At 72.1% G+C, this 15,223-nt stretch carries 14 protein-coding genes; 9 read left to right on the top strand and 5 right to left on the bottom strand.

Features of this window, described 5'->3' with window-relative positions:
* Positions 1-45: 45 nt before the first annotated feature.
* The 5 genes from AC0AIB_RS15870 to AC0AIB_RS15850 all read right to left on the bottom strand — a co-directional run bounded on the left by AC0AIB_RS15870 (position 46) and on the right by AC0AIB_RS15850 (position 5,042).
* On the bottom strand, positions 46-567 hold the full coding sequence (locus tag AC0AIB_RS15870; RefSeq protein WP_465096961.1) for a DinB family protein: 522 nt from the start codon (positions 565-567) through the stop codon (positions 46-48).
* Positions 568-636: 69 nt separating this feature from the next.
* Positions 637-1,128, bottom strand: coding sequence for a universal stress protein (locus tag AC0AIB_RS15865; RefSeq protein ID WP_465096960.1), 492 nt, complete (start codon positions 1,126-1,128; stop codon positions 637-639).
* A gap of 3 nt (positions 1,129-1,131) precedes the next feature.
* Complete coding sequence (locus AC0AIB_RS15860) at positions 1,132-2,751, bottom strand: MDR family MFS transporter (RefSeq protein WP_465096959.1); 1,620 nt, start codon at positions 2,749-2,751, stop codon at positions 1,132-1,134.
* 116 nt (positions 2,752-2,867) lie between these two features.
* Positions 2,868-3,305: a MarR family winged helix-turn-helix transcriptional regulator gene (locus tag AC0AIB_RS15855; protein ID WP_328339136.1), complete on the bottom strand. Its 438-nt coding sequence runs from the start codon at positions 3,303-3,305 to the stop codon at positions 2,868-2,870.
* A 24-nt stretch (positions 3,306-3,329) separates the two neighbouring features.
* Positions 3,330-5,042, bottom strand: coding sequence for a DUF7800 domain-containing protein (locus AC0AIB_RS15850; protein ID WP_328339134.1), 1,713 nt, complete (start codon positions 5,040-5,042; stop codon positions 3,330-3,332).
* Positions 5,043-5,189: 147 nt separating this feature from the next.
* Between AC0AIB_RS15850 and ftsY the strand changes: the two genes are divergently transcribed.
* From ftsY to AC0AIB_RS15805, 9 genes are all read left to right on the top strand, one after another.
* Entirely contained in the window at positions 5,190-6,371 is a 1,182-nt protein-coding gene (gene ftsY / locus AC0AIB_RS15845) for a signal recognition particle-docking protein FtsY (RefSeq protein ID WP_328339132.1), read from the top strand.
* A 7-nt stretch (positions 6,372-6,378) separates the two neighbouring features.
* A complete protein-coding gene (locus tag AC0AIB_RS15840; RefSeq protein ID WP_328339130.1) occupies positions 6,379-7,242 on the top strand; it encodes an aminoglycoside phosphotransferase family protein in 864 nt (287 codons plus the stop codon).
* 345 nt (positions 7,243-7,587) lie between these two features.
* Positions 7,588-9,000, top strand: a complete 1,413-nt coding sequence (locus AC0AIB_RS15835) for an ammonium transporter (protein WP_328339128.1) — start codon at positions 7,588-7,590, stop codon at positions 8,998-9,000.
* 24 nt (positions 9,001-9,024) lie between these two features.
* Positions 9,025-9,363: a P-II family nitrogen regulator gene (locus AC0AIB_RS15830; RefSeq protein ID WP_067307311.1), complete on the top strand. Its 339-nt coding sequence runs from the start codon at positions 9,025-9,027 to the stop codon at positions 9,361-9,363.
* A gap of 13 nt (positions 9,364-9,376) precedes the next feature.
* Entirely contained in the window at positions 9,377-11,701 is a 2,325-nt protein-coding gene (locus AC0AIB_RS15825; protein WP_328339124.1) for a [protein-PII] uridylyltransferase, read from the top strand.
* Between the two features lie 222 nt (positions 11,702-11,923).
* Positions 11,924-13,480 carry a signal recognition particle protein gene (gene ffh / locus AC0AIB_RS15820; protein ID WP_328339123.1) on the top strand — a complete coding sequence of 519 codons (1,557 nt, stop codon included), beginning with the start codon at positions 11,924-11,926 and terminating at the stop codon, positions 13,478-13,480.
* A gap of 65 nt (positions 13,481-13,545) precedes the next feature.
* Positions 13,546-13,731 (top strand): hypothetical protein, encoded by a 186-nt coding sequence (locus tag AC0AIB_RS15815; protein WP_328339122.1) that lies wholly within the window; start codon positions 13,546-13,548, stop codon positions 13,729-13,731.
* A 3-nt stretch (positions 13,732-13,734) separates the two neighbouring features.
* Complete coding sequence (locus AC0AIB_RS15810) at positions 13,735-14,124, top strand: Uma2 family endonuclease (RefSeq protein ID WP_465096958.1); 390 nt, start codon at positions 13,735-13,737, stop codon at positions 14,122-14,124.
* Between the two features lie 18 nt (positions 14,125-14,142).
* Positions 14,143-15,222 (top strand): amidohydrolase family protein, encoded by a 1,080-nt coding sequence (locus tag AC0AIB_RS15805; RefSeq protein WP_465096957.1) that lies wholly within the window; start codon positions 14,143-14,145, stop codon positions 15,220-15,222.
* The last annotated feature ends 1 nt before the right edge of the window (position 15,223 follow it).

The raw sequence follows: 15,223 nt of genomic DNA, 5'->3' as shown, positions 1-15,223 counted from the left end.
GGTCGGCGACCGGTGGGCCGGTCCCTGCGGACGCCCGCACCGGGGTCACTCGCCGGTGACGCCGTCGAGGCGTTCCCGGAGCAGGTCGGCGTGACCGTTGTGCCGGGCGTACTCCTCGATCAGGTGGAGGTAGACCCAGCGCAGGCTGAAGGTCCGCTTCTTGGCATGGACCTCGGTGAACGTCTCGTCGAGCGAGCGGCCGACGGTGGCAGCCCGGGCCAGGGCGACCTGCTCGTGGTAGGCGGCGAAGTCGGCCTCGGCGTCGGCGTGGCTGACGTCGAGGTCGGCGCGCGGGTCGTCCACGGAACCGTACGGGTAGTCGACCTGCTGCCCGGCGAAGTTCTCCCGGAACCACCAGGACTCCACCTCGCCCAGGTGCCGGACCAGGCCGAGCAGGGTCAGCGCCGACGGCTCCACGCTCGGGGTGCGCAACTGCGCGGCGGTCAGCCCGGCGCACTTGAGCAGCAGGGTCTGCCGGTGGTAGTCGAGCCAGCTCTCCAGCATGGCCCGCTCGTCGCCGACGGGGAGTTCAGGGGTCCGGGTGATCTCCGGTGCTCGCCAGGTCATGCCGGGCATCCTCGCCCGCCGGTCCGACATTCCGCGACAGGTATTCGTCGCCGCACCGCATGCCCGCGGTCAGGGGACCACGAGGACCGGCCAGCGGCCGGCGCGGACCAGTCGGGTGGCGACCGAACCGACCAGTCGGTGCCCGGCCTGCGCGGAGGAGCCGACCACCACCAGGTCCGCCCGGGACTCGTCGGCCGCCGCGCGGAGTTCGGCGTACGCGTCGCCGCGCCGGCACAGGAACGTCACCGGCAGCCCGAGTTCCTCCGCGCCCCGGCGGCACTCCTGCCGCAGCTCGGAAGTGAGTTCGTCGTGGGTCTGCTGGACCGCACCGGCCACCACCCCGGACATCAGCGCGGTGTAGGCGACCGGGGCGCTGACGAAGACCACCACCAGCCCGGCGTCCTGCCGGCGGGCCAGCCCCGCCGCGTACGACGCGGCCCGCAGCGAGGTCCGGCTGCCGTCGACGCCGACCAGCACGACCCGGGGCCCGTCGGTGCCCCGCTCGAACTCCAGCGGGCGGGCCTGCGGGCCGTACTGCTCGCGCTCGACGGGGGTGCTCACCGGTCAGTCCCGGGTCCCGGTGCGCACCACCGCCGCGCCGCCGCCCGCGACGACGGTGGACTCCTGGTCGACGGTGTCGGTCAGGGCGTCGCCGGTGTGCTGGCGCAGCGGGATCTCCTTGATGAAGATCACCGCGATCAGGGCGATCAGCCCGAACGGGGCGGCGGCCAGGAAGATGTCACCCGCGCCGTGGCCGTAGGCGCTCTCCACCACGGTGCGGATCGGACCGGGCAGACTGTGCACGTCCGGCAGCACACCGCCGCTGCCCGAGCCGGTGCTCGGAATGCCAAGCGCGGCCAGGCCGTCGGCGATGTAGTCCTTGACCCGGTGGCCGAGCACCGCGCCGAGCACGGACACGCCGATCGCGCCGCCGAGGCTGCGGAAGAACGCCACCACCGAGCTGGCCGCGCCGAGTTCGTGCGTGCCGACGGTGTTCTGCACGGCGAGGACGAGGTTCTGCATGGTCATGCCGAGGCCCAGGCCGATCAGCGCCATGTAGATGGCGAGGTGCCAGTACGGGGTGTCGTAGCGGATCGTGCCCATCAGCGCGAAGCCGGCGGTGAGCAGCGCCGACCCGGCCACCAGGTAACGCTTCCAGCGGCCGGTGTTGGTGATGATCCGGCCGACCACGGTGGAGGAGACCAGCAGCCCGAGGATCATCGGCATGGTCATCAGGCCGGACATGGTGGGGGTCGCGCCCCGGCTGATCTGGAAGTACTGGCTGAGGAAGACCGAGGCGCCGAACATTCCCACGCCGACGGCGATGCTGGCGACGACGGCGAGGGTGATGGTCCGGTTGCGGAACAGCCGGGGCGGGATCATCGGCTCGCTGGCCCGGTTCTCCACCCGGACGGCGAGCACACCGAGGGCGACCGCACCGGTCACCATGACGGCGCTCTGCCAGGAGAGCCAGTCGTACTTGTCGCCGGCCAGGGTGACCCAGATCAGCAGCAGCGACACGGCGGCGGTGATCAGGGTCGCGCCCCACCAGTCGATCTTCACCTGGCGCTTGACCACCGGCAGGTGCAGGGTCTTCTGGAGCACCACCAGGGCGGCGATGGCGAACGGCACGCCGACGTAGAAGCACCAGCGCCAGCCCAACCAGGAGGTGTCCACGATGACGCCGCCGATCAGCGGGCCGCCGATGGTGCCGAGGGCCATCACCGCGCCGAGGTAGCCGCTGTACCGGCCGCGCTCGCGGGGCGCGATCATCGTTGCCATGATCACCTGGGCCAGGGCGGTGAGGCCGCCGGCGCCGACGCCCTGGAGCACCCGGCAGGCGATGAGCTGCTCGGTGGACTGGGACAGGCCGGCCAGCACGGAGCCCAGCACGAAGATGGTGAGGGAGAGCTGGACCAGGATCTTCTTGCTGGTCAGGTCGGCGAGCTTGCCCCAGATCGGGGTGGTGGCGGTCGTCGCCAGCAGGGTCGAGGTGACCACCCAGGTGTAGGCGGACTGCCCGCCCTTGAGCTCGGTGATGATCCGCGGCAGCGCGTTGGAGACGACCGTGGAGGAGAGGATCGCGACGAACATGCCAAGCAGCAGTCCGGAGAGGGCCTCCAGGATCTGCCGGTGGGTCATCTCGACGCCGGTCGCCCTGGTGGGCGCTGTCGCCTGGGTCATCGTTGCTGCCTCCGGTGGTGAAAAGGGTGCCTCGGGCAACCGTAAGCTTTTGTTGCCTCAAGCAACAACCGGACGTGACGAGACTCTATTCCGCCCGGGGAAGCGGGCGCGGCGGGTCAGAAGGTCTCGTTGAACCGGTGCATGAGGCGCGCGAACTCCTCGACGTCCCGCTTGGGCCACTTCTCCATGGACCTGTTGATCTGGTCCATCCGGGCCGCCCGGGCCGCGTCGAACCGCCGGGTGCCCTCCTCGGTCAGCCGCAGCTGCGCCGCCCGCCGGTCGGCCGGGTCCGGATCGCGGCGCACCAGGCCCAACACCTCCAGCCCCTGGATCTGCCGGCTCAACGTGCCCTTGCCGATGCCCAGCAGCACGGCCAGGTCGGTGAGCCGGGTGGAACCGGACCGGCGCAGCCAGAGCAGCAGGCCGTAGGCGTTCGGCTCCAGGTTGGGGTGCACCTCCCCGGCGATCTCCCAGGACAGCGCCCGGCCCCGGCGGAGCAGCGCCGCCAGTTCGTGCTCCAGCACGCGCAGCGTCTCCGGCAGATGATCGTCCACGGGGCAAAGGTTACGTGCCGTTCGTCACTTCGCCGAGGAAAGTTGCTGTCTGGCAACTTCCCGCAGGTGCCCGTCGCTTGTGGTGCCCTCGATCAGCACCTCGGCGTCCCGCCCGGTGTGACGCAGCGTGCTCACCGCGTTGCCGAAGTACGGGCCGGCCAGCTTCTTCCAACGCACCGTCGGACGGCGTACCCCGGCGGACCGGGCCAGCGCCCGGGTGGCCGCCGCCGGCCCGGAACTCCAGCCCAGCTTCATCAGCGGACGCATCGCCGCCGGCACCTGGTTGTGGATCGGCGAGCAGGTGAGCTGGTGCACCGGGGTACGTACCGCCGGGTCGTCGAACCGGGCCCGGGCCACGTACGAGTGGTGCACGTCGCCGGAGAGCACGCTGATCGACGCCGGCGCCGGGTAGGCGGGCCCGGCGCCGACCCGGTCCCCGGGGGTGCTCGGTCCGCCGCTGCCCAACCGGGCGAAGAGCGCGCCGAGGGCGTCGAACGAGCGGCGGAACGCGGCCCAGTGCTCCAGGTCGAGGGCGCGGCGCAGCTTCTCGGCGAGCCCGGCCACCCACGGTCGGCCGGAGTCGGCCAGCTTCTCGTTCCACGCCTCCACGTGGTGGATGCCAGGCGGCAGCAGCCAGGGCAGCGACGCCCCGATCACCAGGTGGTCGTAGACGCCGTGGGCCCGGTCGAGGAACCAGGACCACTCGCCGGCGGGCAGCATCGCCCGGCTGCCCGGTTCGAGTACCCGGCTGCACCTGTTGTCCAGCATGACCAGCCGGGTCCGGCCCAGGTCCAGCGCGTAGCTCCACTGGTACTGCACGGCCCGCCAGCGCTCGGTGTCGTGCGCCTCGTCGGCCTCCCTGTCGACCCGCTCACCGAACTCCCGCAGCACGTCGGTGGCGTCCCCGGCGGCGACCACCTTGGCGTAGATCGGGTCGGCGGCGATCTCGTCCGGGGCCAGGTTGCCCAGGTGCTGGTAGACCCAGTAGGAGGCGAGGCCGCTGCGGATCCGCTCGGCCCACCAGGCCTGAGCGCGCATGTCGGCCCGCCACGACCGGGAGGTGTTCCAGTCGTCGATCACCTCGTGGTCGTCGAAGATCATCACGTTCGGCACGGTGGAGAGCAGCCAGCGGATCTCCGGGTCGCGCCACGACTCCAGATAGAGCTTGGTGTACTCGTCGAAGCTCACCACCTGGTCGGCCGGGGCGTCCTGCGGCCGCCGCCGACGCCGCTTGAGCAGGCGCTTGACCGTGGGCGACGTGACGTCGGCGTAGACCTGGTCACCGAGGAGCACCAGCAGGTCGGGCAGGTCGTCCGGGTCGGGCGCGGCCATCAGCCGCCGGGCGTACGCGTCCAGCGCGTCCGGGGGCAGCCGGCGGGCGGTGTTGTGCTGGGTGGTCTCCCGGCACGACCCGAAGATCAGGCTGACCGGCTGGTCCCGGTCGTCGGCCGCCCTGGTCCGGATCACGCTGGGCGGGAAGCCGTCCCGGGCCACCGGCCAGACCAGCTCGTCGTCGACAAGCACCTCGTAGCTGGTGGCATGGTCCGGGGTGAGCCCCTCCACCACCACCAACGCGTAGTGGTGCTCGTACGCGGAGAAGGTCGGCGCGGAGCCGGAGGCGCCGTCGGCCGTGCGGACGGTGACCACCGCGGGCCCGCTCGTCTCCACCCACACCGTTGCCCGGGTGCCGACGACCCGGCGCAGCAACGGGCCGATGAGCAGACGCGGCTCGGGCATGGGTGGCACCTCCGAGGAGAAGACGATTCATCTTTTCTACCCGTGGGCGGGTGGGTCACCCCCGGCAGCGGCGAGCGTACCCGCAGCTCGCTCGGGTCCGGAGGCGGTGAGTGGGACGCCGTCGCCGGCATCTGACAGGATTTCGGCATGACGGACTACCTCCTCGTCGCACTGGCCCTGCTCGGTGTGCTGATCCTCGGCGGCCTCGGCCTGGTGGTGCCCCGGCTGCGCCGGCGGGCCGAACCCCCGCTGCCGCAGACCGAGGTCGACACCCGGGCCGAGGAGGAGCTGGCCGGGCCGCCCGTCGAGGCGGCGGAGTCCGACCTGTCCACCGGTGTCCTGGTCGAGCCGCCGATGGTCGAGGCCCCGCCGCTGGAGGTCCCCGAGCCGACCGCCGGCCGGCTGGTCCGGCTGCGGTCCCGGCTGGCCCGCTCGCAGAACGCCTTCGGCAAGGGCCTGCTCGGCCTGCTCGCCCGGGACCACCTGGACGAGGACGCCTGGGAGGAGATCGAGGACAGCCTGATCACCGCCGACGTCGGCATCGACGCCACCCGGGACATCGTCGACCGGCTCCGCGAGCGGACCCGGGTGCTCGGCACCCGCTCCGCCGGTGAGCTGCGCGATCTGCTCGCCGCCGAGCTGGTCAACGCCCTCGATCCGGGCCTGGACCGGTCGCTGCGCACCACCGGCCGCGACGGCCTGCCGGCGGTACTGCTGGTGGTCGGGGTCAACGGGGCCGGCAAGACCACCACCTGCGGCAAGATCGCCCGGGTGCTGGTCGCCGACGGGCGCTCGGTCACCCTCGGCGCGGCCGACACCTTCCGGGCCGCCGCCGCCGACCAGCTGGAGACCTGGGGCGGCCGGGTGGGCGCCGAGACGGTCCGGGGCGCGGAGGGCGCCGACCCGGCCAGCGTGGCCTTCGACGCGGTCCGCCGGGGCATCGACGCCGGCACCGACACCGTGCTCATCGACACCGCCGGCCGCCTGCAGAACAAGATCGGCCTGATGGACGAGCTGGGCAAGGTCAAGCGGGTGGTGGAGAAGCACGGCCCGATCGACGAGACCCTGCTGATCCTGGACGCCACCACCGGGCAGAACGGGCTGGAACAGGCCCGGGTCTTCACCGAGGTGGTCAACGTGACGGGCGTGGTGCTGACCAAACTCGACGGGACGGCCAAGGGCGGCATCGTGATCGCCGTACAGCGCAAGCTCGGTATCCCGGTCAAGCTGGTCGGCCTCGGCGAGGGCGCGGACGACCTGGCCCCGTTCGACCCGGCGCAGTTCGTCGACGCGCTGCTCGGCACCGAGCCGCTCTCCCGGGACGCGTAACCTCGCGGTGAGCAACGACGATCGCGCGTACGCCGGGTGGCGTGACCCCCGCCATGCGGCGCCGGGCCTGGGGAGACCGTACGTGACCTCGCAGGAGATCCCGCTGCACGGCGGGAACGTGAGCACAGTGGTCCGGGTCGGCGACACCGTCCGGCGTAACGCCGGCCCGTGGACGCCCTCGGTACACGCCCTGCTGCGCCACCTGGAGTACGTCGGGTTCACCGGCGCACCCCGGGCGCTGGGCATGGACGAGCGCAACCGGGAGGTCCTGTCCTACCTCGAAGGGGAGTGCGGGGAATATCCGCTGGCCCCGCACTGGGTCACCGACGAGGCGCTGGTGACGGTGGCCACCATGCTGCGGATGTTCCACGACGCCCAGTACGGGTTCGCCCCGCCGCCCGGCGCGGTGTGGCGCTCGTTCGGGCCGCCGCCGCCGGACACCGAGGTGATCTGCCACCACGACGCCGCCCCGCACAACGTGATCTGGCGGCCTGACGGCACCCTCGGCCTGATCGACTTCGACCTCGCCTCGCCCGGCGCCCGGATCTACGACGTGGCGTACGCGGCCTGGACCTGGGTGCCGATCTTCGCCGACCGGGACTCGATCACGCTCGGCTGGAAGAACCCGGACCGGCCGCGCCGGCTGCGGCTCTTCGCCGACGCGTACGGGTTGATCCCCCGGGACCGGCACCGGCTGATCCGGACCATCCGCAAGCGGGTCGTCGACCACGTGGAGGGCATCCGCCGGATGGCCGCCGCGGGCGAGCCGGCGTTCGTCCGGATCGTGCACAAGGGTCACCTTCGTCGCCCGATGCGCGACCTGCGCCTGCTCGACTACGAGCGGCACGCCCTGGAGCACGCCCTGCGCTGACCGAGGCCCCTCTCCTGCGCGTCGAGCGCGGCTCCTGCGCGCGCCCGGCCCGGCATGCCCCACGCGAGCCAGGCCCGGTAGCCCCGCGCGCCGATCGCCCGGACCACCCCTCCGATTGGTCGTCATCGGGGAAAGAGTGGCCGTTCGTTGCCGAACGGCCACTCTTTCGTTTTCCGATTTTCATGATCGAGGTTCTTCACACGCCGGAAACAACCCGTCACGTGTCGGAAATCGAGGGGGGTCGGTGCAGGAAACAGCGGCCCACCAAGCTCTCGGCCAACCGGCGTACGGGCGACGCTGCCCCGGAAGCCGCGAAGGAGGGAACTTCACTTTTAGGAGGCCAGCGTGCCTGAAGCACCGACGATCGACGGCGGCAACACCGTTTGGCTGCTGGTTTCGACCGCTCTCGTGCTGCTCATGACCCCGGGACTGGCGCTGTTCTACGGCGGCCTCAACCGGGCCAAGGGCGTGCTCAACATGATGATGATGAGCTTCTCCGCCATCGGGCTCATCTCTGTTCTGTGGTGGTTCTACGGTTTCAGCATTGCCTTCGGGACCGACGTCAACGGTTTCTGGGGCGACCCCGGTGCGTACCTCGGCACCAAGACCTTCCTCGCCGAGACCGACCTGTGGGGTGCCACGGCGGAGAACCCCAGCGGCATCGGCGTACCGCTGTACGTGTTCATGGCGTTCCAGATGGTCTTCGCGGTGATCACCGTCGCGCTGATCAGCGGGGCGATCTCCGACCGGGCCAAGTTCGGCGGCTGGCTGCTGTTCGCCTTCGGCTGGGCCACCCTGGTCTACTTCCCGGTCGCCCACTGGGTGTGGGGCGGCGGCATCATCGGCGCCAAGATCCACGCGTTGGACTTCGCCGGTGGCACCGCGGTGCACATCAACGCCGGTGCGGCGGCCCTCGCCGTCGCCCTGGTGCTCGGCAAGCGGCTGGGCTGGCCCCGTGAGGGTATGAAGCCGCACAACATCCCGCTTGTCGCGCTCGGTGCCGGTCTGCTCTGGTTCGGCTGGTTCGGCTTCAACGCCGGGTCGGAGCTGACCGTCGACTCGGTCGCCGGGTTGGCCTTCATCAACACCCAGCTCGCCACCGCCGCGGCGGTGCTCGGCTGGATCGCGGTGGAGTGGATCAAGGACAAGAAGCCGACCATGGTCGGTGCCTCGTCCGGTGCCGTCGCGGGTCTGGTCGCCATCACCCCGGCCTGTGGCTTCATCGCCCCCTGGGCGGCAGTCCTGCTCGGCATCGTCGCCGGTGTGGTCTGCGCGCTGGCCATCAGCCTGAAGTACAAGCTCGGCTACGACGACTCGCTCGACGTGGTCGGCGTGCACTTCGTCGGCGGTTGGATCGGGTCGCTCTGGCTCGGCCTGTTCGCCACCAACTCGGTCAACGCCGCGATCAGCGACGTGGTCGGCGCCTCCGACGGCCTGTTCTACGGCGGCGGCGTGACCCAGTTCGGCCGCCAGGCCCTCGCCGGCCTGATCGTGACCGTCTGGTCGTTCGGTGTCGCCTGGGTGCTCGCCTTCGTCATCGACAAGACCCTCGGTTTCCGGGTCAAGGCCGACGACGAGGTCGAGGGCATCGACATCAGCGAGCACGCGGAGAGCGGTTACGACCTCTCCCCGAGCACCGGCGGTGCCGGTGGTGGGGCGTTCGCGATGGCCGGGATCACCCCGGGCGGCGCGAAGTCGGCCTCCCCGGAGGCCCCCGAGCCGGCCACCGCGCCGGTGGACGAGAAGGTCGCCGGTTAAGTTCGGAGAATGGAGGGCTTGGACATGAAGCTGGTGACCGCGGTCATCAAGCCGTACCAACTGGACGCGGTGAAGGAGGCCCTGCACGCCCTCGGCGTGGCCGGGCTGACCGTCAGCGAGGTCCAGGGGTACGGGCGTCAGAAGGGGCACACCGAGGTCTACCGGGGTGCCGAGTACACGGTCGAGTTCCTGCCCAAGATCCGGGTCGAGGTGCTCACCGACGAGATGGACGTCGACAAGGTGGTCGACGCGATCGTGGCCGCCGCCCGGACCGGCAAGATCGGCGACGGCAAGGTCTGGGTGACCGGTGTGGAAGAGGTCGTCCGGGTCCGTACCGGCGAACGCGGCCTCGACGCCCTGTAGGAGGACCCACCAGATGACCTCGTCGATCAAGAGGAATGCGTCGGGCGACACCGGCGACGGGGACGCAAACCTCTTGGTCGACGGGGTCGTCCGGGTGCCCGGGGGGATCGGGGAACCGGCCCGGGTGACCCGGGCGGGGGCGTTCGACACGTGGCTGCGGGGGTTGCTGCCGGGGCGGGAGGGCATCGCGCTGGTCGCCGTCGGTGGCCTCGGCCGTCGGCAGTGCGCCCCGTACGGCGACCTCGACCTCGTGCTGCTGCACGCCGGGGTGGCCGGGGTGGACGAGTTGGCCGCCTCGCTGTGGTACCCGATCTGGGACGCCGGGGTCCGCCTGGACCATTCCGTGCGTACCCTCGCCGAGGCGTTGTCGGTGGCCCAGGACGACGTCAAGGTCGCCCTCGCCCTGCTCGACGCCCGGTTCGTCGCCGGCGACCCCAGCCTCGCCGACACCCTCGTCCGCACCGCCACCGACCACTGGCGGCGGACCGCCGTCCGTCAGCTGCCCGCCCTGCGGGAGATCACCGAGGTGCGCTGGCGTACCCACGGCGAGCTGGCCTTCCTGCTCGAAGGCGACCTCAAGGAGGCCGCTGGCGGGCTGCGTGACGTGGGCATCCTGCGGGCCATCGCCACCGCCGGGATCACCGACGCGCTGCGTCCCGCCGTCCGCGCCGCCCACCTGCGGCTGCTGGACACCCGCGACGCCCTGCACCAGCAGGTGGGCCGCCGGGTCGACCGGCTGGTCGCCCAGGAACGCGCCGGGGTCGCCGCGCTGCTCGGCCTGCGCCAGCCGGCGTCCGAGGCCACCGACGCCGGGGCACGGGCGGAGTCCGGCGACGGCGACGCCCTGCTGCGTCGGGTGGCCGGTGACGCACGCACCGTCAGCCACGCCCTCGACGACGCCTGGCGGGCCGCCGACCGCCTCCGCTCCGGCCGCCGCCGGGGTGCCGACGGCCGGCCGCTGCGCCGGCCGGTGGCCCGGGACGTGGTCGAACACGACGGGGAACTGGTGCTCGCCCGGACCGCCATCGGGGCCCGCCCCGACCCGAGCCTGTCGCTGCGGATCGCCGCCGCGGCGGCCAGCACCCGGCTGCCGATCGCCCGCGCCACCTGCGAGTGGCTGGCCGCGTACTGCCCGCCGCTGCCCGCGCCCTGGCCACCGGCCGCCCGGGCCGCGTTCGTCACCCTGCTCGGTGCCGGCCCCGGCCTGGTGCCCGCCTGGGAGACCTGCGACAGGTACGGCCTGATCGACGGTTGGCTGCCCGAGTGGACCCGGCTGCGCAGCCTGCCCCAGCACAACCCGGTGCACCGGTTCACCCTCGACCGGCACCTCGTGCAGACGGCCCACGAGGCGAGCCGGCACACCCGCGACGTCGAGCGCCCGGACCTGCTGCTGATCGGCGCGTTCCTGCACGACATCGGCAAGGGGCTGGGCGGCGACCACTCGACCGTCGGTGCGCCGCTGGCCGAGGCGGTGGCGACCCGGATCGGCCTGCCCGCCGAGGAGGCGGGGCTGATCGGCACGCTGGTGCGGCTGCACCTGCTCCTGCCCGACGTGGCCACCCGGCGCGACCTGTCCGACCCGAAGACGATCGCCGGGGTGGCCGAGCGGGTCGGTGACACCACCACGTTGGACCTGCTGCACGCCCTGGTCCGGGCCGACGCCGCCGCCACCGGCCCGGCGGCCTGGTCGGACTGGAAGGGTCGGCTCGTCGCCGAACTGGTCTCCCGGGTACGCACCGCACTGGACACCGGCGCGCTGCCCGCGCCACCGGCTCCGGATCCGGCGCTGGTGGCCGGGCCGCTACCGGCCGTACACCTGACCGAGGAGGTGGTGGCGGTGGCCGCCGCCGACCGGCGTGGGCTGCTCGCCACGGTGGCCGGTTGCCTGGCCCTGCACCGGCTTGAGGTGCTCGCGGCCGACGCCTCCACCGTCGACGGCCGGGCCCTGGTGGAGTGCCGGGTGCAGCCCCGCTACGGGCTGGCCCCGGACCCGATCGCGCTCAGCACCGACCTGCGGCGCGCGGTCAACGGTGACGTCTCGGTGACCCAGCGGCTGCGGGGGAGGGCCCTCGCCGCGCGGGCCGAGGGGGCCGCTCCCCGGGTGGTGTGGCACCGGGAGGCGGCCACCGACGCGGTGCTGCTGGAGTTGCGCGCCGCCGACGCCGCCGGCCTGCTCTACCGGGTGACCTGCGCGTTGGACGAGGCCGGGGCGCAGGTCCGGGCGGCCCGGATCTCCACCCTCGGTGGCGACGTGGTGGACGCCTTCTACCTGGTGGGCGGCTGGCCCGACGACGCCGAGCGGGCCCGGTTGGAAGCGGCGGTGCTGGCCGCCGTGTGAGTGCGCGGACGGGGCGGCCGGCGGTGCGGGTGGATGGGTGGGGATGCTGTGGAGCTGATGACGTCGACGGATCAGGGCGGTCCGGGCGGTGGCTGGGCGGGCCGGAGCGCGGTGGCTGGGCGGGGCCGGAGCGCGGTGGCGGGTGGCGGGCTACCCTAGCGGTGGCTGGACTTCTGCCCGGCCGCGTTGTGCCCGCCGGAAAACGACAAACGGGATGTTCGCGTGTTTGACACCTTGAGTGACCGCCTGTCCGGAATCTTCACCAAGCTCCGCGGCAAGGGCCGGCTCACCGACGCCGACATCGACGCCACCGCGCGCGAGATCCGCCTCGCGCTGCTGGAGGCGGACGTCGCGCTGCCGGTGGTCAAGGGATTCATCGCGAACGTCAAGGAGCGGGCCCGCAGCGCGGAGGTCTCCCAGGCGCTCAACCCGGCCCAGCAGATCGTCAAGATCGTCAACGACGAGCTGATCAACGTGCTCGGCGGCGAGGGGCGACGGCTCCAGTTCGCCAAGCAGCCACCGACGGTGATCATGCTGGCCGGTCTCCAGGGTTCGGGCAAGACCACCCTGGCCGGCAAGCTGGCCCGCTGGCTCAAGGCCCAGGGGCACCAGCCGCTGCTGGTCGCCGCCGACCTGCAGCGCCCCAACGCCGTCGGGCAGCTCCAGGTGCTCGGTGGCCGTGCCGGCGTCGAGGTGTACGCCCCGGAGCCCGGCAACGGCACCGGCGACCCGGTGCAGGTCGCCCGCGCCTCGATCGAGCACGCGAAGCGGGCCGCCCGGGACATCGTCATCGTCGACACCGCCGGCCGGCTCGGCATCGACGCCGAGATGATGCAGCAGGCCGCCGACATCCGCGACGCGGTCGACCCCGACGAGGTCATCTTCGTCATCGACGCGATGGTGGGTCAGGACGCGGTCCGTACCGCCGAGGCGTTCCGCGACGGCGTCGGCATCACCGGTGTGGTGCTGTCCAAGCTCGACGGTGACGCCCGGGGTGGCGCCGCACTGTCGGTGCGGGAGGTCACCGGCCAGCCGATCCTCTTCGCCTCCACCGGCGAGAAACTGGAGGACTTCGACGTCTTCCACCCCGACCGGATGGCCAGCCGGATCCTCGGCATGGGCGACGTCCTCACTCTGATCGAGCAGGCCGAGCAGGCCTTCGACTCCGATCAGAAGGAGAAGATGACCGCCAAGCTGATGGGCGGTGAGCAGTTCACCCTGGAGGACTTCCTCGACCAGCTCATCGCGGTGCGGCGGATGGGCCCGATCGCCAACGTGCTGGCCATGATGCCCGGGATGGGGCAGATGAAGGACCAGCTCGCCGAGCTGGACGACAAGCACTTCGACCGGGTCACCGCGATCATCAGGTCGATGACCCCGGCCGAGCGGACCAACCCGAAGATCATCAACGGATCCCGGCGGGCCCGCATCGCCGGTGGCTCCGGGGTCACCGTGATGGACGTCAACCAGCTGCTCAACCGCTTCGCCGACGCACAGAAGATGATGAAGCAGATGGGCGGCATGATGGGCCTGCCCGGCGGGGGTCGCCGCAAGGCCACCAAGTCGCCCAAGAACAAGCGCAAGGGCACCAAGGGTGGCAACCGGCCACGCGGTGGTGCGGGGGCCGGGCTGCCGGGCGGGTTCCCCGGTGGCATGCCGCAGCTTCCCCCGGGGATGGACCCGGGAGACCTGGCCGGGGGTCAGGGCCTGCCGCCGGGCTTCAAGCTGCCGAAGATCGACTTCAACAAGCTCGGCAAGGGCGACAACCGTCCCCGCTGACGCGTGTCGGTGGCGGTGGGTGACGATTCCGGAGCCTAGGGTGGTTGCCGCCCCCAGGAGATGTCATGACCGCGGCCCCGATCCTGCCCGAACGGCACGAGTGGACGGTCGACGACCTCGGCGACCTGCCGCAGGACCTTCCGTACGAACTGATCAACGGAAGGTTGATCGTGCCGTCGCCGACTGCCATGCACCAAGAGCTGTGTGTCGAGCTGCTGCTTGCGCTTCGAGTCAACTGCCCGCCGGAGTAGCTGGTGAGCTTCGACCTGTCGATGCGGGTGGACCGCCGCAACGAGCCGCGTCCCGACGTGGTCGTCATTCGTCGCAAGCACGCCGGCCGATCGCCGGTCCCGGTCGAGGACGCACTGCTCGCCGTGGAGGTGGTCTCGCCCACCTCCACCTTCCGCGACATGTACGACAAGGCGAAGGTCTGCGCGCACGCCGGTGTCCGGTCCTACTGGGTGCTCGACCCGCTCCAGGACCGGCTCACGCTCACCGAGTACACGCTCGGTGCCAACCAAGAGTACGAGCAGGTCACCCACACCGATGACCTCTTCGTCACCGAGCAGCCGTGGAAGGCCTCCGTCGACCTGCCGGCGTTGACCGCCCGGAAGAACGACCTGCTCGCCCCCGACGGGCAGTGATCGGGTAGGACTGTGCGCATGGCTCTGCATGTGCGCGGTGTGCTCCTGCCCGACGACGAGGTACGCGACATCTGGCTCGACGCCGACCGGGTCACCTTCGACCCGGTGCCCGGGGCGGAGACGGTCGTCGACCGTGGATTCGTGCTGCCCGGTCTGGTCGACGCCCACTGCCACCTCGGCATCGCCCGGGGCGGCACCCCGATCACCTCCCTCGACCAGGCCCGGAAATCGGCCCGTACCGACCGGGACGCCGGGGTGCTCGCGCTGCGGGACGCGGGCTCGCCGTACCCGTACCCCGAACTCGACGACGAACCGGAGCTGCCGCGACTGGCCCGCGCCGGCCGGCACGTGGCCCCGCCGAAGCGCTACCTGCGCGACATCGGCCTGGAGGTCGACGCGGCGGAGGTGGCCGCGACCGTGGCCGCGCAGGCCGCCGCCGGGAACGGCTGGGTCAAGCTGGTCGGCGACTGGATCGACCGCGGCGTCGGCGACCTCGCGCCGGCCTGGGACGCCGACACGATGACCGCCGCGGTGGCCGCCGCACACGCCGCCGGGGCACGCGCCGCGGTGCACACCTTCAGCGAGTCGGCGGTGGAGATCATGGTGCGGGCCGGGGTGGACTCGGTGGAGCACGGCACCGGACTGAGCCTCGACCTGATCGACCTGATGGCCCGGCAGGGCACCGCGCTGGTCCCCACGATGATCAACATTCGGACCTTCGGCGGCATCGCCGACCGGGCCCGCCCCCGGTTCCCCGGGTACGCCGACCACATGCTCGCCCTGCGGGACGGCTTCCCTGCCGTGGTCCGCGCCGCCCACGAGGCCGGGGTGCCGATCTACGTGGGCACCGATGCGGGCGGCGGCATCGACCACGGACTGGCCGCCGAGGAGATGCTGCTGCTGCACGAGCAGGCCGGCATGTCGGCGGTGGACGTCCTCGCCGCCGCCTCCTGGCGGGCCCGGGAATGGCTCGGCTTCCCCGGCCTTGTCGAGGGTGGGCTGGCCGACCTGGTCGTCTACCCGGAGGACCCGCGCCGCGACCTGAGCGTGGTGCGCAACCCCTCCCGCATCATCCTGCGCGGCCGGGTGGTCCGCTGAC

The sequence above is a fragment of the Micromonospora sp. DSM 43699 genome, assembly GCF_055517075.1.
Note: the sequence above shows the minus strand (reverse complement) of the source record. Positions and strands in the feature narration are given on the sequence as shown.

What these genes read in the sequence shown, in the direction of transcription:
- AC0AIB_RS15870 (WP_465096961.1), bottom strand. Translation starts at nt 567, where the DNA reads ATGACCTGGCGAGCACCGGAGATCACCCGGACCCCTGAACTCCCCGTC.
- AC0AIB_RS15860 (WP_465096959.1), bottom strand. Translation starts at nt 2,751, where the DNA reads ATGACCCAGGCGACAGCGCCCACCAGGGCGACCGGCGTCGAGATGACC.
- AC0AIB_RS15850 (WP_328339134.1), bottom strand. Translation starts at nt 5,042, where the DNA reads ATGCCCGAGCCGCGTCTGCTCATCGGCCCGTTGCTGCGCCGGGTCGTC.
- ftsY (WP_328339132.1), top strand. Translation starts at nt 5,190, where the DNA reads ATGACGGACTACCTCCTCGTCGCACTGGCCCTGCTCGGTGTGCTGATC.
- AC0AIB_RS15830 (WP_067307311.1), top strand. Translation starts at nt 9,025, where the DNA reads ATGAAGCTGGTGACCGCGGTCATCAAGCCGTACCAACTGGACGCGGTG.
- AC0AIB_RS15825 (WP_328339124.1), top strand. Translation starts at nt 9,377, where the DNA reads ATGACCTCGTCGATCAAGAGGAATGCGTCGGGCGACACCGGCGACGGG.
- AC0AIB_RS15815 (WP_328339122.1), top strand. Translation starts at nt 13,546, where the DNA reads ATGACCGCGGCCCCGATCCTGCCCGAACGGCACGAGTGGACGGTCGAC.
- AC0AIB_RS15805 (WP_465096957.1), top strand. Translation starts at nt 14,143, where the DNA reads ATGGCTCTGCATGTGCGCGGTGTGCTCCTGCCCGACGACGAGGTACGC.